Raw genomic sequence first — 17,857 nt, 5'->3', positions numbered from 1 at the left:
TCAAGGAAGCAAAAAAAGAGCCTGTAAAAAGGCTCTTTACACCCGTCAGATCAGCCTTCTGCGACCGCAGGCTTCTGATCCGGCCCCTGTCTCGAAATCATCATAAGTAAACGGAAAATTCATTCCGCATTCATTCAGCAAAGCGCAATTTTTATCAAACAGCGCCCGCTCTTTGACGTCATATACCGGGTGCGGCTTTGATAGCATGATATGTACCGTTTGCAGACAAGCCATAATTTGAAACGCTTCTTTTAAAGTTCCTTGGTAACGTTGGTTTTGCAATGATAATACGCCCCTTTTTTTAAAGCGCTGAATTTCCAGTTCGGAGAAATAAAGAGGAAAAACATTTTGAAACAATTCAGAGGAAAGCTCTTGTATCGCGCTTTCTTGTCCGTCAGTCGCTGCGTTCACAATTCTCACATCAATCACCTTTCTTGCCATGTGAATATCCTTAATCTTTATCAAGAATAGCATAGAAAAAAACGCGAAAGCTAAGGTAAGTGTTTCCTATTGAAACAGCCGCTTTCCGCTTGAAAAGGAGCTTTATGAAATGAAACAAAATGACCGCGGTCTGGAACTCCTGATTACGGAAAAGCACGCCGGACAATGGCTGTTTTCAGTCCTGAAATCTGAATTCCAGGCGTCAAAACCCGTAATTACGGAATGGATGAACCAAGAAAGCATCCAGGTGAATCGAACATCACCGAAAAACAACATCATACTGAAAACCGGAGATCGCTTATTCATTGATCTTCAGGAAAAAACGGGTTCCTCGGTGATTCCTGAATACGGAGAGCCGAACATTTTATTTGAGGACAATCATATGCTGATTGCAAATAAGCCGGCGGGAATGCCGACTCATCCAAATGAAGAGGGACAGACCGGCACCCTCAGCAACCTGATCGCTTACCATTTTCAAATCAACGGCGAGCAGGCGAAAGTGCGCCACGTTCACCGTCTTGACCGTGACACTTCAGGCGCGGTCGTTTTCGCGAAACACCGCCTGGCCCATGCAATCCTTGATCGTCAGCTCGAAACCAAAACATTAAAACGCACCTATATCGCCGCGGCGGAAGGAAAAGTCACGCCGAAAAAAGGCACGGTTGACTCGCCAATCGGCCGCGACAGGTCACATTCCGTCAGACGGCGCGTCTCACCCGGCGGACAAGCCGCCGTCACCCATTACAAAGTGAAAGGCTATCATCCCGGTGCGCAGCTTACATTGGCAGAGCTTGAACTGGAGACCGGGAGAACACATCAAATCAGGGTGCATATGGCAAGCATCGGCCATCCGTTGGCGGGCGATGACCTGTACGGCGGAAGCAGGACGCTGTTTCACAGGCAGGCGCTTCACGCCAAAAAAGTCAGTGTCTTCCATCCGATCTCAGGAGAAGAAATCGTTGCCGAGGCGCCGATGCCGGCTGATCTGGCTCATTTTACCGAAACGTATTTTTCTTAAACCGGGTCGGCATATATAATATATCGTTTCGGCGCATTTCCAATGTAAGAAAACGGATAGCAAGTGGTCAGGATCAGTTCCTCCCGCTTGTGCTGAAGGGTGATGACAGATGTATCTTCCCGGCTGACGATTTTTGTACGGCTGATTTTATAAGAAAACGTGCCGTAAGACAAAATCACGTTCAGTCTGTCTCCTTTTTTCAGTTCGCCGGTCCGGCGGAACACCGTGTCCCTATGGCCGGATAACACAATTTGGCCGTGATCGCCCGGATAATAGCTGTCCTTATAATGTCCGACGCCTTTTGCTAAATCATCTGCGTCAGTCCCTTCGACGATCGGGAGCTCAGCGTCGATTTCAGGGATTTCTAAAATGCCGCTTGCCTCACCCGTTTCGGGGTGAAATTCTTTTTTGCGCTGTGTCAGCACAGCGCTTTTTGTTTCATTCTTTTCCAATACAGGTTCTGTTGCTTTTTTTGCTTCTTCAAGCGATTGGTTCGTTTTCATATGTGAATCAATGATCTTCCAACTTCCGTAACATGTGATGATGATACCGACGATGATGACGAGAAGCGGAATATGTTTCAGTTTGTTCATCGTGTGCGGGTTCCCCTTTTCTTTCTGAAAAGCCAATATACGCCGGCACCCGTGATCACCAGGCCGGCCAATGCCGTCTGATGGCTGCCCGCTGAAGTATCAGGCAATGGGCGGCCTTTTTGTGTGCCGTTTTCAGTCTGTTTTGTGCTTTGTTCCGAATTTGCGGCAGATGCCGGACGGGATTCGGGAATTGACTGCACTGTATCAGATGCTGTTTCTTTTACGACAGGACGTTTAGGTTTTTTGGTTTGATCAGGCTGTTCTGCTGCATCCGGTTTTTTAGCGGGTTTTTCCGCTTGAGGTTTTTCTCCTTTATCAGGCCTGGTGCCGCCCGGTGTTTCCCCGCTTCCCGGCTGATTGCCGGTATCATCAGGTGTTTCGGCGGCTGATGCCGTGCGTATGCGGCCGTCGGTCTGATAAGAAATCGGTGCGGAAAAGCTTTTGACATAGTCTGCTGTCGCTTCCAAATCCTCAGGCCCCGTCACCGGATTCTTGCCGAGTTTCCCGATCGGACCGTATTTTGCCCCGGCTGCCGTCGCCATAAATTGATTGACTGTTACTGTATATCCTTTTTCGGGCTGTATGTCTGTCCCGTCCGCCATCTTCATATCAACCGCTTGTCCGGTTTTCGGGTTCCATGTATAGGAAAATCCGCTGATGCTGTAATCCGGTCCGTACACCGGAGAAATTTGCGCGTTGATGATCTCCCGCAAATCTTTTCCTTTGATTTCAAGCTCCGTCAGCACATTGCCGAACGGCTGTACATTATAAAGGTCTCCCCATGTGATCGGCCCTTTTTTTAAGCCGTCCCGGATGCCTCCTCCATTCATAAGCGCAAAATCGGATTTCATCTTCGCTTTCATACCGTCGGCAATCAGATTTCCGAGCGCCGTGTCGCCGTCATTTGAATATCCGCCCGTTATATCATGGGCCGCTTCCCCGACCGTTTCGCTGATAATCGGTTTCACTTTCTCTTCATATTTGCTTAATATGCCTGCCGCAGCCGGGTCAGGCTTGATTTTACTTTGATCGATATATTGGATTTCCGCTGATTTTTTCACGATATCCTTCGACTCTTTATCAAGTTCAAGATCGGCGATTCCGATTGCTTTTCCGTATTCAAATGCCTGCACGATCAGCTTGCCGTCGATTTCTCCGTTTACGACTTTATGATTGTGCGCCGCGAAAATCACATCAATCTCTGAGTCTGTTCCGCTTGCAAGCTTTGCGGATTCTCCCGTGATGGCTGAGCCATTTTGTTCAGCAGACATATGGGCGAGCACGGCGATTGCTTTAATTCCTTTTTTCTTCAGGTCAGCGGCGGCGTCATTGACAGCCTTTACCTCATCCGTAAACGTAATATTTTTAATTCCGTCCGGAATGACCATGCCTGCCGCCGATCTGGTTACAACCCCGATAAATGCGACCGGAATTCCGGAAACGTATTTAATTTCATACGGCGGCAGAAAGGACTCCCCTGACTTCAGTTTACAGTTGGCGCAGACGAGCGGGAAATTTTGGCCGTCATAACCGCTTGTCCCCTTACCGTCCGGATGATCTCCTCCATTGATGATCCGTTTAAGCTCATTCGTTCCTTCATCGAATTCGTGATTGCCGACAGTTCCGACATCAAAACCGATGTCTTCCATCAGTTCTACTGTCGGTTCATCCTGAAAAAGGGCTGACACGGGAGAGCTGCCCCCGATCATATCGCCCGCATGCACGACAAAGGCGTGTTCTTTCTCGGCTTTCGCCTTTTTAATGTACGCTGCGGCGTAGTCCATCCGCCCGAAAGTGCCATCCGGTTTACCGTCTCCGTTAAGGTCAAGCTCATATTGCTGATCAATTTTTCCGTGCAGATCATTCATGCTGATGATTCTGAGCGGGACCCGGCCGGAGTCTTCAGTCTGCCGTTCTTTATACGCTTTATCCGTTCCAGCTTCATTCAGTGATCCTGCTTGTCCGATTGCTTCCGCATCTTTCACGCTGAACATCATAAAACAAACCGTCAGCAGACAGCACGAAAGACGCATACCCCTTATTTTCTTCATTCATTTCCCCCCTGTCTTCTAAGAAATACGTTAGCTTATTTTCTTAAAAATCACATCACTTTTTTGTAAAGATTGTCTTCGCTGGCGCAAAATAGTAAATAATCCCCACGTAACGAAACAGGTCTTGATGTATAACGGATCGGCTTTTTTCACATCTTAATGATGATTTGACATGAAGGAGGAAAACAACCAGTGGAACAGCAGCAGAATCAGCAGCAGCCGCCAGTAAATCAGGGGATCCCGGGTTCACCGCAAGTGAATCACGGAGGACATGAGCTTTTCGATATGCATGAAGTGCTGGCCGGAACAGTCGGCGTTTTGGATCAATTTATGATGCTCAGACAGTTTATACAGGATCAGCAGCTGGCCGACATCCTTGACCGCCAGTATCAATTCATTCTCGGACTCTATAATCTGACGGCAGAATGCTTTAAGACCGGCCAAAAGCCTTCTCAGGAAACGTCGACATATATGATGAAGGAACAGAACCAGGCCGTCTACGGTATAAAACCGACTCAGCCGAAAAAACCGAATCAATCATTAAATGATGTCAAAGATCTCGGGATCAGCGGCCATATGCTCGGCCTGATTAAAGCTCAAGCTTCTCTCTTGACGATGAGCTCGCTTGAAATGACCAATCCCGTCACAAGAAGAGTGCTCTCCGCCCAAATTCAGCAATATGTCGAAATGGCGTTTGAAATCTTCTTATACCAAAATAAACACGGTTATTATCAGGTTCCTCAGCTCAATGCACAAGATATGCAGACCATGCTGAATTCATTTGCACCGGCCCAGGGACAGCCGCAAATGCCTCCGATTAAAGGACAAATGGGACAGCAGCAGCAAAACCTCCATTGATTAAAAAACGGCGTTGGAAACCTGACTCTCCAATGCCGTTTTCTTTTTTTCATATGCTTTTGTGAAATCATGTTCAAATTGTTTCAGGCTTTCTTTCGTAGCCGCTTCAAAGCCTTTTTCAAAATCCTGTGTTTCGGCGGTTTTGTTGATAATGGTTAAGATAATGCCTTCTCCGAATGTTTCGGTTAAGTCCTTTATCATATAGAAGCTTTGCAAATAGACATCTGTTTCATATTCCATACGCGATTTCTGCCATTTTCGGTCGGTCGTTAATTGATCAAACGGCACGACGGAAAATGCAATCGGATCAATGACTACATCATAATGCGCGACCCACTCGCTCAGCCCCTCATGAAACCAAAGCGGAAATACAGACGTATCCGTCCCCAATTGCCGCGTTTTTTGATGAAACGCGTAGTGTGTATATTCATGTATAATCAATTGCTTATACATGAAAACGGCCAGCTCATCTTTTTTCAAAAGCTGTTTTTTCTCTTCAGGCAAAAGCCCCATCATCTGCTCCTGTTCTGAATAAAAACCGACTACATTTTTCAATCCTGAATATTGCTCCATTTCAGCTTCATCCGAAAAGAAAATGAGTTCAAGTGGTGCTGCACCTTTATAGCCGACAATGATTTGATTGATACGCTTTGCGTGGTCCAGCGTAAGCTTGGTCAGATCCAAGAGCGGCTTTTCATCCGCCGTATAGTAAATCGCTGTATGTTTGTAAATTTCTTTATTCATGTGTTCAGTCACTTGTTCCTTCGTCGGAACAGAGCGGCTGTTTTGGCCTGACAGGACGTACATCATACTTACTGAAACGGCTGAACTGACAGCCAATATGACAAGGACTCCGCACAGGATCAGAGTGAATGCCGCCCGTTTCCCCATGCCGTCACGCAAACAAGCTCCCCTCCCCGATCCTTTAATTTTCATCTCATTCTTTACTTTATGCTCAGGAGCGCTGGGGCGTGACGGCAGATAAAATAAAAAAGCCGCATCAAATGCGGCTTTTCCATTCATTTATTTATTGGGGTTTGGGAATACACGCTGCACCATTTGACCGAATTCATCAAACAGACCGGATACAGGATGTCCGTTTTGGATTCGTTTTCCGTAGCCTTGCATGCGTTCAACGAAGTCCGGGTTCGCTGATACATATACAGTCCGGACATGTTTATCGGCCGATTTCACCTTATCGGTAATCTTATTTTTTAAATGGTTGGCGATGGCGCCTTTTTGTCCGTTTGTCAAAACAACGGCTACATAAGCGCTGTTTCCGGCAACGATCACAGTCGCATTTTTAACCTCTTTTAAATCAGTCACCTTGTCAGCGGCTTTATCAGCCACTCTCAGGTTACGATTGTCATTGTGATCGGTGTTTTGGTTATGACGGTTCACTGTATTCATATTTGTCGCACCGTCGTTAGGCGTGTTGCGGTAATTTACATTCTGGGTGCGGTTGTCATTTCGTTTTCCTTCTCCCTGGTTCCCCATACTGCACCCTGCGGTAATCAGCATCGGCAGAAGAAGGGCAGAGATAACTGCTTGCTTTTTTATCATGTGAATTCCTCCTTTCTCACTTTACGTATAGGTTTTTCTATTCGGCGGGATTTATGCACGCCGTTTGCATTCTGAGCGGTTTGGATAAATATCAGAAGGAAAGGGAAAGGTAAGCGTAATCAATTGAATGAGGAGGGATTTAACTTGTTCAGAAAAAAAAGCGGTGTCAGCCCGACAGCGCTGCTGATCGGATCATCGATTCTGATTGCAGCTTTATCACCCGAAATCCGCCGGAAAATCTCCGGAATGGTTTCAGGCCGAATGCAGCATAAAGATGGTACACACTCCATGCAGCCTGCTGACCTGATTCAACAGGCGTTCGGCGGGGAATCCGGCGGACAGCAGCACACAGACAAAGCCCGGCATTCACAAACCGGCTCCACGCAGCCTGCCGAGCTGATCAAACAGGCTTTCGGCGGGGAATCCGGCGGACAGCAGCACACGGACAAAGCCCGGCATTCACAAACCGGCTCATTACAGCCTGCCGAGCTGATCAAACAGGCTTTCGGCGGGGAATCCGGCGGAAGGCAGCATGAGCAGACTTCCCGCAATCACTCCGGCTCATCCCATACGGACGGACAGGCAGACCGCAGCCGCAGTAAAGAAACTTCGCCGAAGCCTCACTATACCGAGCCGATTCACTTCGAAGAAAGCGCGGTAAATGTTTTAAATGACAGCACCGTGATGAATATGCTGGAAGAAATTGAACCCGGAAATCATTAGAAACGAAAAAAAATCCTTCATTCGTTCAACGATGAAGGATTTTTCGTTTTAGCGCTCTATCTCGTATTTTTCTATAAGAGAATGAACCATCGATCTGCTTTTTTGTTAAGCTTCTTCAGCTTCAATGACGATTGAGGAATCATTGTACACCGCGGTATCGGTTTCCTTCGTCATTTTACTTGTTAACAGCCCTGCGGTCATACTGCCGCTGACATTTAAGGCGGTGCGCCCCATGTCAATTAACGGCTCAATTGAAATGAGCAGCCCGGCAAGCGCGACAGGCATGTTCAAAGCGGATAGGACGAGCAGAGCCGCAAATGTCGCGCCGCCTCCCACGCCTGCTACACCGAATGAACTGATTGCCACGATGGCAATGACGGAGATGATAAATCCCGGTTCAAACGGGTTTTGCCCTACTGTCGGCGCAATCATCATCGCGAGCATCGCCGGGTAAATGCCGGCACAGCCGTTTTGACCGATCGATAAGCCGAATGAACCGGCGAAGTTCGCAATTCCTTCCGGGACGCCCATGCTTTTTTGTGTTTTAATATTGAGCGGCAAAGCCCCTGCGCTTGAACGGGACGTAAACGCAAACACCATGACAGGAAATGCTTTTTTCACGTATGTGATCGGATTTAAACCGCTGAACGTAATCAGCAGCAAGTGAATGATAAACATGACGATAAGCGCGGCGTATGAAGCGATCACAAACATCCCCAGTTTCGTAATGCTGTCGATGTCGCTTGTCGCGATCGTCTTTGTCATAATCGCCAATACCCCGTAAGGCGTCAGTCTTAAAATTAATGTCACAACGCGCATAATAATCGCGTATACCGCATCGACAATTCCGCTGAAAGTCGCAGCGTGCTCCGGCTGTTTCCGTTTCACGCCCAGAAAAGCGATGCCGAGGAAAGCGGCGAAAATAACGACTCCGATGGTGGAAGTCGGTCTGGCCCCCGTGAAATCAAGAAACGGATTTCCCGGCAGAAGCTCAACGATTTGCTGAGGCAGCGTTTTGGCCGTCATATCCTCAGATTTTTGCTGCAGCTCCTGGCCTCTTGATAATTCGGTGCTTCCCTGGTCGATATGAACGGCTTTCAGATCAAAGGATAGCGCCGAAGCAATTCCGACTGCCGCAGCAATTGCTGTCGTAGCGATCAAAATTCCGATGATCAGTCCGCTGATTTTCCCGATGTTATGGGTCAGTTTCAGCTTCGTAAATGCGCCGAGAATAGAAATAAAGACTAGCGGCATGACGATCATCTGAAGCAATTTGACATAACCGCCGCCGGCAATATTAAACCAATCGGCCGTTTGTGTCACGATATGTGAAGCCGGCCCGTAAATCAATTGCAGTGCAAAACCGAATACAATGCCTAGTCCGAGCGCGGTAAAGACACGTTTAGAAAAGGAAACGTGTTTCTTTTGCATGACAAACAGACCTGCTATAAGCAAAAGCATAATGAAAACATGTAAGACTATAAATAAATTCTCCAAAACAGGTAAACACTCCCTTGCTCATTATCCTTTAACACTATATTATACGAATTCCGATCGGTCAAGTAAGAATTGACAAAATATGTATTTTTATAGACTTTTCTCTTTTCTTTCCACCCTTTCTCTAGTAACTTATATAAGGGTGATTGTTATGCTGAAGGAACTGTTTCTTAATTTAACGATTTTAATTACATTTAATTATCTCTTCACCCTTCTTTTTAAAGAGTCGCTTTCGTATAAAGAAGACCGTCTGATCTTTCAATTACTGAAGGGGACGGTCTGCGGGCTTTTAGGGGTTTTTCTGATTGCTTTCGGCTTTTCTTACTCCGATTCCATCATTGATCTCAGAAATATCCCCATTATCATCGCCGCTCTTTACGGAGGCTGGGTGTCTACAGCAGCTGCCTTTATCATTATCGTGGCAGGCCGTATCCTGATCAATTTCAATACAAGCGCCATTTATTCTATCGCCGCAGTCGGCATGATTGCGATACTTTCTGTGGCCGTATTCAGAGGAAAAAAGCCGAATCACAAAAATGCGTTCGTTATGCTGCTTTTTTCAAATGTTATTATCACCCTTACGCTGCTGTTACTTATGCCTGAACAGCCTGCCGGGGCCCTCGTTTATTATTGGCTTATTTCCACCTTGGGCGGAATGCTGTCGCTGTATATCATCAAACACGAAGCCGATGCCCGCCTTTTGTTCAAGCAATACAAGTTTCAAGCGAATTATGATTTTCTGACGGGGATTTTTAATAAGAGAAAATTCGAGGAAGTCTCGCGCGTTCTGTACGATCGGGCGTCTCAATCCCCCTCGTCTCAGCTCGCGCTTATTTATTTGGATATTGATCACTTTAAGCAGATCAATGATCAATACGGCCATTATGAAGGGGATCGAGTACTGAAAGAACTGGGGACGCGTCTGAGGTTCTTACTCAGCAGTTCTGACCCGTCAGCCCGCATCGGCGGCGAAGAATTTGCCGTGCTTATGCCCAATTGCACGTATACAAAAGGGCTTCACCTCGCAGAAGAAATCAGGCACACGATTGACGCGAACCCGATTCTGCTGACGAGCGGAGATACAATTCCCGTGACCGTTTCCCTCGGCATCGCGCATTATCCGACAAATACATCGGATCCTCAGACATTGCCCCTGATCGCGGACCGGATGCTTTACAAAGCGAAAACATCAGGGCGCAATCAAGTGTGCAGCACTGAAAAAAAAGAATGATCGCCCGAAGAGGAAATCATTCTTTCTTTTCAGTGAGAAAGCCGCCTTTCAGGAAAACAGGAATCAGGCTGCCCTCATATTCTTTTTCAATAAACGCCGCGGTATCATCTGATTGATACAAAGACAGGAGTTTTTGCATCCGTTCATCATCTTTATCCTCAGCCCTGACGGCGATCAGATGAATATACGCTTCCTTCATTTGCGCCGATCGGATCAGCGCGTCCTTCTCCGCATGAAATCCTGCTCTTTTCGCCTCGCTTTGACTGAGAACTGCTGCGTCAGCATGTTCCGCCGCCTGATATGCGTTCTTTTTTGTTTCCGTTTTTAAGGTCAGATGCTTCGGGTTGTCCTTGATCATATCAGTTGAACCCGTACCGGTGAATCCCTTTTTCAATGTCATCAGTCCGGCCTCCTGCATGAGAAAAAGCGCCCTGCCGAAGGCCGCCGCTTCATCAGGCACGGCAATGACCGCTCCGTCCGGTATATCCTTCAGCCGTTTATGTTGCTTGGAATACACCCCCAGCGATGCCGCATATGTCGTTCCTAAAGGAGCCAGCTTCTTTTTCACATGAGGCGGCAAAGATTGAAAATAAGAAACGGATTGAAACGCATTGGCGTCGAGATCCCCGCCGGCAAGCGCCAAATCGGCCTCGGCATAATCCGAAAACTTTACCAAAGAAAGCTGCAATCCTTCCTCACCGGCTTTTTTCGCGACAAACTCCCAGATCGATTGATCAGATTCATTGATTCCGATAGTAATTGTCCGGTTCCCGTCAGGATAATGGCATGAAGTAAGTGATATGATCAAAATGAAAAGAAACAGACTGTTTATAAGCCGCAGGTTCAAGTTGACCTACTCCCTATCTATTTTTATGTACAGAGGCTGCACCATGGTATTCGGGCTCATGATTACATACAATACCGATTTAAAAAAGGGTTGTCAATTGCTTCCTTAAGAGGCTGTAAAGCGGTTTTTATCAGCTGAAAATGGGCTGTTCTAGTCTCAAATCAGATTTCCGTATCAGAGCGTTCTCCTCTTAAAACATGTTATTTCGAAAAAAGTTACATTTAGCAGTTGTTTTTTCTTCGAATTACTGGTAGAGTAAAGGTAATTATTTTTGTTCGAACTATCTTTAAGAAGAAAGTTTTGTAAGAGTTTTCGTCTTGGAAGTTTGTTTTAGAGCAAGAATAGTGAATTTAAGCGTTATGTCGCTTTAGGAGGAAATTTCATGTTAGAAGGTAAAGTAAAATGGTTCAACTCTGAAAAAGGATTCGGATTCATCGAAGTAGAAGGTCAAGACGATGTATTCGTTCACTTCTCTGCTATTCAAGGCGAAGGCTTCAAAACTTTAGAAGAAGGCCAATCTGTTTCTTTCGAAATCGTTGAAGGAAACCGCGGACCACAAGCTGCTAACGTAACAAAAGCATAAATTGTTTAAAAAACCTGCCGGTGTATGCCGGCAGGTTTTTTTCATCTAAAACGAAAAGCTGTTTTGCAAAGGCAAAACAGCTTTTTTATATCAGGTGGCAATATCGCGTTTTAAGAAGACGCCGAATGCGAGCGCCAGAAAAATAACGAAGTAAATCACAAGCATCACAACCGAAAATGTCATTGTCATCCCCTCTACTAAAGGAGTCCCGTTCATATATTGAGACAAATCCGTGTTCGCAAATAAAATATATTTGGTCCATTCAAATTTCGCAGCAAGAAATACCGTCGCCGTGTTCCCCATAACCAATAGAAAAATAGAAAATCCGACCGCTAATGAGCTGTTCCGGAATACCGCAGACAGCATAAACGCCATCGTCGCAAGCATAAAAGCGGAGACAGATTCATAGACATATGTTTTAGCGAGGAAAGCGATGATATTTTGCTCAAAAACATGGCCGTCTTTGTATACGAGATGAACATCAGCCGCAGTATCTCCGCCTGTCCCGAAAAAGACCAATCCCAACAGAGCGGAGCCGGCAAATAAAATCACAAGCATCAGCAGTCCGAACAGCAGCACCGTCATATATTTAGATAGCAAAATCTGAAAACGGCTGAGCGGACGGATAGCCAGCAGCTTGATCGTCCCCCAGTTGAACTCATTCGCCACGATGCCTGCGGCAATGATAATCGTAAACAGCCCGGTCAAAACAGTCATCATCGAAGAATCAGCTACGTATGACCACACTGTGTACCCTGTATCCTCGGGGATGTTATGGTCCATGCGGTATTGATTTATCGCGACATTCTGTTTCAGGTTATCAATGAGAGTCTGATTTCCGGTTTCCTTCATCTGCTGTTTCATTTCTTTGTTTTCGGCCTGGAGCTCCTGTTTCCAATTCGGATTGGCTTCGCTGGAGGTGAAATGGTTTGACAGAAGCGCAAAACCGATCATCGAAACGCCTAAAATCACAATCATAGCCCACGTGCCGACGCGGCTGAAAATTTTTATCCATTCATTATAGATCAGCTTAAACATATTGAACCTCCTCTTTCGTCCCGCCGGTAATCTCCAAGAAACGGTCTTCCAAAGATTTTGTCATGATTTTCACTTCATATAAGCGGATGTTTTCACGGACGAGCAGTGATATCACATCAGGCACTTCCTGTTTTGACAGCTTGATCTCAATGCCGTCTGTCTTCTTCACACAGTCAAACTGACTCAGAACGGCAAGAGCCTCTTCTCTTTGTTCAATATGGAAGAAGTATGTATCTTTATCCTCTTTTCCTTCATCCCTTACTTTTTGAATATCGACAAGCTCCCCTTTTTGCAAAATGCCGATTCGGTCGCACATTAACTCCATTTCTGACAGCAGATGGCTTGAGACGATGACAGCCATTCCTTTTTCACGTGTCAGCTTTTTCAGATGGTCCCTGATTTCCCTGATGCCCGCGGGATCAAGGCCGTTTGTCGGTTCATCCAGAATCAGCACCTTAGGATTATGCAGCAGGCTTTGGGCGAGGCCGAGACGCTGTCTCATTCCGAGAGAGTAGGTTTTTACTTTGTCATGTATTCTGTCCTGCAACCCGACGAGCTCGATGACCTCATCTATTTTTTCTTTCGTAACGCCTTTTACCATCCTTGCGTACTGCTGTAAATTTTTATAGCCGCTCAGGAATTTGTACAGCTCCGGGTTTTCCACGATGGCCCCGACGTGCCTGACCGCTTTTGCATAGTTTTTCGTAATGGATTCTCCGCAGATTACGATGTCTCCCTGAGACAGTTTCATTAATCCGACCATCATTCTGATCGTAGTGGTTTTCCCCGCTCCATTCGGCCCTAAAAATCCAAACACTTCGCCCGCCCGGACGGAGAAGCTCAGATCATGAATAATCGTTCGTCCTTTTATCGTTTTCTTTACCTGTTGCAGTTCTAATACCGTTTCCAATTAGAATCCCCCTTCTATTTCGTGCGCCTGCATGACGCTTCTATACCATTGCAGCACGGACATTCCTTCCTGTTCCCGAATTTCTTCGACCTCGCGCCGTTCAGCGATTTCCCCTTTTATGAAAACCATCACTTCGTCTAACAGCGTCTCAATCTCGCCGATCTCATGTGTGGCGATGACCACGATCTGACTGTCAAAATCAATATAAGATACGAGACTGTTGACAATCGACTCTCTGACCGCCGAATCAAGACCTGAAAACGGCTCATCCAGCAGAATGACGGATGCTTTTCTCGACAGGGCCAAAACGATTTTCAGCCTGCCCCGGCTGCCTTTGGACAGCTCTTTTATCTTCTGCTTCGCTGAAAGATTCATTTCCGTTAATAGGTTATGTGCTTTTTCCAGCTGAAAATCCGGGAATTGCGAATGATAAAATGTGAGCATATCACCGACGGTCGTCCGGGCGAAAAACATATCATGTTCGGTTAAATATGCTGTACGAAACAGCATGTTCCTGCTTACTGCGCAGTCTCCCATCCGGACGGCGCCCGATGTCGGGAACGCAAGCCCGGCAAGCATTTTAAGCGTTGTTGATTTACCGCTTCCGTTCGGCCCTAAAATTCCGTAGATTTTACCCGGAGACAATGAAAATGATACATCGCTGACCGCGAGCCTGCGGCCGTATTTTTTTGTTACGCGTTCAAAATCAAGATTCATCGTTTGCTTCCTCCGCATATTGTTTGATCCCGTCGAGCATTTCCTCAGGAGATAACCCCAGCTCCGCCATTTCCTGAATAAAGCGTTTGAAAACGTCTTTTGTCAGCCTGTCTTTCAGCTCCGCTTTCAGATCGGATCTTTCCGCTATAAAGGTTCCCTGTCCTCTTCTCGTCTCCACGATCCCCAGCCTTTCCATTTCACTGTACGTTCTTTGTATCGTGTTCGGATTCACTTTCATCTGTACGGCCATCTCCCTTACGGACGGCAGTTTGTCCCCCGGTGAAAGCTCACTTCGGATCAGCCGGTAATATACACGATCGGCAATCTGCAGATAAATCGGCTTGGATGACTGAAATTCATTCTCCATCATTACACCTCAACCTTTCGATTCAGCAGCATAGAGGCCAGCGCGAGACAGAGCGCCGCAAGCACGATCACTGCCAGGAAGCTGAAAAGCGAGATGTGGACGGCCGTCAGCTCCACCGTCCAGCCGGTCAATTTTGTATAATGAAAATCAAAATCCGCATACACTTTTACCGGCCATAAATCATGTTGAGATGAAGTGAAAGGCGTAATGATTTTATCGTCAATATAGGTCCAGACAAACGCAAGCACGATGCAGATCACCCAACGGAGGACGGGAACATGTTTTAATGAGTGAAAAACAGTCCAAAATACGGCCACGATCACAGATAAATACGCTGAACTGATCAGCAGGTAAGCATTCAGTCCGGTTAATGTGCCGGCCAGGGGAATGGTGTGTTCCAGCGCTCCTTTTGCAGAAAGCATCCGGTACATCCAAATGCCGTAACCGGTCAGCGCCAGCTGCCCGATCAACTGATACAGCAGTGAGGCCGTCAGCTTGGAAGCCAGCAGATAAAATCCTCCATTCGGATTGTAAAGCCACAGCTGGTTTTTTCCTTCTTTATGAAGGTGATAGTACATAAACAGCGGCGCTACAAGAAATTGAAAAAACCCCATTGCCGCAAAAAAGCCGAAAATGACGAGCGGTTCTTTCTGACGGGCAGCGATGACGTGGGCTGCAAACGCCCAGCAAATCATGCTGCAAAGCCACACTGCGAGCCAAATCCATGAAACCTTCGCATCTTTTTTCAGCAAACCTAAAAACGATGTCATTCTTGCTCTCTCCATTCGGATCAAGTGTATGAGTAACATAGTACACTAGATCATCATGTATTACAATATCTTCAATAAAAAAAAGACAAATCCGCTATTACGCAGATTTGCCTTTTCAATTACTTCTTTTTGTTTTTTAAGGAGAGCAGCGCATCACGATAGCTGCTATCCTGCATTTTGCCGCCGCTATCAGGATCGTTTGGTTCCTGATCCGTCTCAGAAGTCTTAAACTTCTGAAGCGCCTGACGGTACACATCATCGCCCATTGTATTCTTTTTCTCACGGGGAGATTCAGATTTCACAACGACGGGAGCATGCTCGGCTGAGCGCTCCTCGGCCGGATCATGCTTTTCCGGCTGTTCGGCTGTAGTGCCGATCGCTTCTCTCTTTTCTTCTTTGACATCCTGTCCTGCAGAAGTGCTGCGGACATTGAATGTGATAAGAAGTGCAATCACAATGACAGCAGCAATAACCGCTATAATAATGGCCATATAACCCTCTCCTTACTGTCGTCCGGCAGTTAGATTACCTGTGACTTGGCTGACACGTCTGCCAAGCGCTCGGCCTAATTGAAGGCCTTCTTCCGTCATCAGCACATCGCTGTCAACCGGGCATGTGACGCCCGCGCCGTAGTAAGAGCCGTACAGCGCGTTTTCAGGAACGTTGCCGGGAAGTCCGACAACAATCATGCCTTGGTGAAACATAGGAGTGATCAGATTGTGCATTGTCATTTCTAATCCGCCATGTGTTGTCGCCGTCGTACAGAATACAGCGCCGACTTTATCAATCAGCTCGCCTTCAGCCCACAGATAGCCGAGTCTGTCGATCCACGCTTTTAAGCCTGAACTGATGGTGCCAAAGTGTCCCGGGCATCCCCAGATAATGGCATCCATGTCTTTCAGCTTGCGGATGTCCGCTTGATCGACATGGTCGATCAGGACTTCAGCCTCAGCGTTTTCTCGCGCTCCTTCGGCAATGGCTTCAGCAAGGTGTTTTGTATGTTCGCCTTCACTATCGTACACTACGTAAATTTTCATTCAGGAAACCTCCCATTCAGATGATTAAGATTCCTTCACTTCTTTAGGGGCCGGAAGCAATGACAGCTCCTCTTTTTTCTTCGCCCGCTGTTTGTCTTTCCGTACGTCACGCAAGAACAGGCTCAGGACTACGCCGATAACCGCAAAGATCGTCGCCCACATAAACGCGTCATTAATCCCCATAACGTTGGAATTAAGTGAAGCTGTTTTGTAGAGATATGAATAAATGGTTTGTTTCGCCGCATCAAGCGACATGTTCATGTTGACCATTAAATTCGAAACTGCGCTTTGGAACGACTGCATGAAGCTCGGATCAGCCGTGCTCGTTTTATCCGCAATCTGCGAATAGTGCATTGTCGTACGGTTCGTATAAATCGTTGTGATCAAACTTGTTCCGATTGATCCGCTGATCTGGCGGAGCGTGTTGCTCATCGCCGTGCCGTGGCTGTTCAATCGTGCCGGAAGCTGGTTCATTCCGGCTGTCATAACAGGCATCATTAACAGTGACATACCGAATGCGCGGATGGCATAGACAAGCATAATGTGCGTGTAAGGTGTGTCAATTGTCAATTTTGTGTACTGGAATGTCGTTGCGACCGTGATGACCAGCCCGATAATCGCAAGCGGTCTCGGACCGATTTTGTCAAACAGAATACCAGAAATCGGCGACATGATCAGCATGACAATCGCGCCCGGCAATAGCAAGAGACCCGATTGCAGCGCCGTAAAGCCGACTAAGTTCTGCAGGTAAATCGGAAGCAGGAACATTCCTGTGTAAAGTGCAACGGTAATAATGATGTTAATCACACTGGAAAGTGAGAAAATATCATATTTAAATACCCGGAAGTCGAGCATCGGTTTTTCAGAGCGCAACTGCTGAATGACAAACGCGGCAATCGCGATGACACCGACAATGACGGTAGAAAGCACGATCGGATCTCCCCAGCCGTCGCTGCCCGCTTCACTGACTCCGTAAAGCAATGAGGCAAATCCGACAATGGATAGAATCGCACCCAAGCTGTCGAGTTTGATTTTTTGCGGTTCCACCAAGTTCTTAAAGAGGAAGAACGCTATGATAATAACGATTGCCCCGATCGGAACAAGGCCGTAGAACATAATGCGCCATGTGTAATGCTCAATGATCCAGCCGGAAAGAGTCGGTCCGACCGCCGGAGCAAACATCATCGCAAGACCGAAAATCCCCATTCCTTTCCCCCTGCTTTCAGGCGGGAAGATAAGCAGAATGGTTGTCATGACCAGCGGCTGCAGGATACCGCCGCCGACCGCCTGAATTAACCGGCCGATCAGCATGGTTGAGAAGTTAGGCGCGATTCCGCAGACTAACGTTCCCGCTGTAAAACAGAACATGGCTACGAGAAAGAGGCTTCTCTGTCCGAACCGGGTAATTAAGAACGCAGATAACGGAATCAAAACACCGTTGACCAGCATGTATCCGGTCGTAAGCCACTGAATCGTCGTCGCACTCACACCGAACTCGGTCATTAAGTGCGGCATCGCCACGTTAAGAAGCGTTTGGTTCAAGATCGCCAGGAATAACCCGGCCATAAGCACAATAAGCAATGTTTTAGGACTTTTTACTTGATTATCTGATT

General features: G+C 46.9%; 20 protein-coding genes. 5 read left to right on the top strand and 15 right to left on the bottom strand.

Annotated elements, in window-relative coordinates:
• Positions 1-45: 45 nt before the first annotated feature.
• Complete coding sequence (locus tag MY7_RS03665; protein ID WP_029325982.1) at positions 46-441, bottom strand: DUF5365 family protein; 396 nt, start codon at positions 439-441, stop codon at positions 46-48.
• A gap of 109 nt (positions 442-550) precedes the next feature.
• Between MY7_RS03665 and MY7_RS03660 the strand changes: the two genes are divergently transcribed.
• Entirely contained in the window at positions 551-1,459 is a 909-nt protein-coding gene (locus tag MY7_RS03660) for an RluA family pseudouridine synthase (protein WP_007610278.1), read from the top strand.
• On the opposite strand, the gene MY7_RS03655 is transcribed toward MY7_RS03660, so the two are convergent.
• Complete coding sequence (locus MY7_RS03655) at positions 1,456-2,052, bottom strand: class D sortase (protein ID WP_007610277.1); 597 nt, start codon at positions 2,050-2,052, stop codon at positions 1,456-1,458. The genes MY7_RS03660 and MY7_RS03655 overlap by 4 nt on opposite strands.
• The gene (locus MY7_RS03650) at positions 2,049-4,103 is read right to left on the bottom strand and encodes a 5'-nucleotidase C-terminal domain-containing protein (RefSeq protein ID WP_007610276.1); all 2,055 of its coding nucleotides are present in this window, start codon (positions 4,101-4,103) and stop codon (positions 2,049-2,051) included. Before MY7_RS03650 ends, MY7_RS03655 begins: the two co-directional genes overlap by 4 nt.
• Positions 4,104-4,295: 192 nt before the next feature.
• Between MY7_RS03650 and MY7_RS03645 the strand changes: the two genes are divergently transcribed.
• A complete protein-coding gene (locus tag MY7_RS03645) occupies positions 4,296-4,961 on the top strand; it encodes a spore coat protein (protein ID WP_007610275.1) in 666 nt (221 codons plus the stop codon).
• Here MY7_RS03645 and MY7_RS03640 read toward each other — a convergent pair whose 3' ends face one another.
• Together MY7_RS03640 and MY7_RS03635 are read right to left on the bottom strand one after the other, a co-directional pair.
• Complete coding sequence (locus MY7_RS03640) at positions 4,962-5,864, bottom strand: hypothetical protein (RefSeq protein ID WP_029325983.1); 903 nt, start codon at positions 5,862-5,864, stop codon at positions 4,962-4,964. It lies immediately after the preceding gene.
• A gap of 120 nt (positions 5,865-5,984) precedes the next feature.
• The gene (locus MY7_RS03635) at positions 5,985-6,524 is read right to left on the bottom strand and encodes a YhcN/YlaJ family sporulation lipoprotein (protein ID WP_003155362.1); all 540 of its coding nucleotides are present in this window, start codon (positions 6,522-6,524) and stop codon (positions 5,985-5,987) included.
• A gap of 144 nt (positions 6,525-6,668) precedes the next feature.
• Between MY7_RS03635 and MY7_RS03630 the strand changes: the two genes are divergently transcribed.
• On the top strand, positions 6,669-7,247 hold the full coding sequence (locus MY7_RS03630; RefSeq protein ID WP_007610273.1) for a hypothetical protein: 579 nt from the start codon (positions 6,669-6,671) through the stop codon (positions 7,245-7,247).
• Between the two features lie 105 nt (positions 7,248-7,352).
• On the opposite strand, the gene MY7_RS03625 is transcribed toward MY7_RS03630, so the two are convergent.
• The gene (locus MY7_RS03625; RefSeq protein ID WP_029325984.1) at positions 7,353-8,744 is read right to left on the bottom strand and encodes an L-cystine transporter; all 1,392 of its coding nucleotides are present in this window, start codon (positions 8,742-8,744) and stop codon (positions 7,353-7,355) included.
• Positions 8,745-8,895: 151 nt separating this feature from the next.
• On the opposite strand from MY7_RS03625, the gene MY7_RS03620 reads away from it, so the two are divergent.
• On the top strand, positions 8,896-9,975 hold the full coding sequence (locus MY7_RS03620; RefSeq protein ID WP_007610270.1) for a GGDEF domain-containing protein: 1,080 nt from the start codon (positions 8,896-8,898) through the stop codon (positions 9,973-9,975).
• A 16-nt stretch (positions 9,976-9,991) separates the two neighbouring features.
• Here MY7_RS03620 and MY7_RS03615 read toward each other — a convergent pair whose 3' ends face one another.
• Positions 9,992-10,822, bottom strand: coding sequence for a MetQ/NlpA family ABC transporter substrate-binding protein (locus MY7_RS03615; RefSeq protein WP_007610268.1), 831 nt, complete (start codon positions 10,820-10,822; stop codon positions 9,992-9,994).
• A gap of 382 nt (positions 10,823-11,204) precedes the next feature.
• Between MY7_RS03615 and cspB the strand changes: the two genes are divergently transcribed.
• A complete protein-coding gene (cspB, locus tag MY7_RS03610; RefSeq protein ID WP_003155376.1) occupies positions 11,205-11,405 on the top strand; it encodes a cold shock-like protein CspB in 201 nt (66 codons plus the stop codon).
• A 90-nt stretch (positions 11,406-11,495) separates the two neighbouring features.
• Here the strand turns inward: cspB and MY7_RS03605 are convergent, their stop codons facing one another.
• The 8 genes from MY7_RS03605 to MY7_RS03570 form a co-directional block, all read right to left on the bottom strand.
• The gene (locus tag MY7_RS03605) at positions 11,496-12,443 is read right to left on the bottom strand and encodes an ABC transporter permease (protein ID WP_003155377.1); all 948 of its coding nucleotides are present in this window, start codon (positions 12,441-12,443) and stop codon (positions 11,496-11,498) included.
• Complete coding sequence (locus MY7_RS03600; RefSeq protein ID WP_007610267.1) at positions 12,436-13,353, bottom strand: ABC transporter ATP-binding protein; 918 nt, start codon at positions 13,351-13,353, stop codon at positions 12,436-12,438. Before MY7_RS03600 ends, MY7_RS03605 begins: the two co-directional genes overlap by 8 nt.
• Positions 13,354-14,070, bottom strand: a complete 717-nt coding sequence (locus MY7_RS03595) for an ATP-binding cassette domain-containing protein (protein ID WP_007610264.1) — start codon at positions 14,068-14,070, stop codon at positions 13,354-13,356.
• Positions 14,060-14,437, bottom strand: coding sequence for a GntR family transcriptional regulator (locus MY7_RS03590; RefSeq protein ID WP_025650314.1), 378 nt, complete (start codon positions 14,435-14,437; stop codon positions 14,060-14,062). Before MY7_RS03590 ends, MY7_RS03595 begins: the two co-directional genes overlap by 11 nt.
• Positions 14,438-14,439: 2 nt before the next feature.
• Positions 14,440-15,207, bottom strand: a complete 768-nt coding sequence (locus MY7_RS03585) for a hypothetical protein (RefSeq protein ID WP_029325985.1) — start codon at positions 15,205-15,207, stop codon at positions 14,440-14,442.
• A 119-nt stretch (positions 15,208-15,326) separates the two neighbouring features.
• Positions 15,327-15,698 carry a hypothetical protein gene (locus MY7_RS03580; protein WP_003155385.1) on the bottom strand — a complete coding sequence of 124 codons (372 nt, stop codon included), beginning with the start codon at positions 15,696-15,698 and terminating at the stop codon, positions 15,327-15,329.
• Between the two features lie 12 nt (positions 15,699-15,710).
• Positions 15,711-16,244: an NAD(P)H-dependent oxidoreductase gene (locus MY7_RS03575; RefSeq protein ID WP_003155386.1), complete on the bottom strand. Its 534-nt coding sequence runs from the start codon at positions 16,242-16,244 to the stop codon at positions 15,711-15,713.
• A gap of 24 nt (positions 16,245-16,268) precedes the next feature.
• Positions 16,269-17,810, bottom strand: coding sequence for a DHA2 family efflux MFS transporter permease subunit (locus tag MY7_RS03570; RefSeq protein ID WP_139325666.1), 1,542 nt, complete (start codon positions 17,808-17,810; stop codon positions 16,269-16,271).
• Between the last annotated feature and the right edge of the window lie 47 nt (positions 17,811-17,857).

The sequence above is a fragment of the Bacillus sp. 5B6 genome, from assembly GCF_000259405.1.
In the GTDB taxonomy this organism is placed as follows: domain Bacteria; phylum Bacillota; class Bacilli; order Bacillales; family Bacillaceae; genus Bacillus; species Bacillus velezensis.
This window is presented reverse-complemented; position numbering and strand designations above follow the sequence as displayed.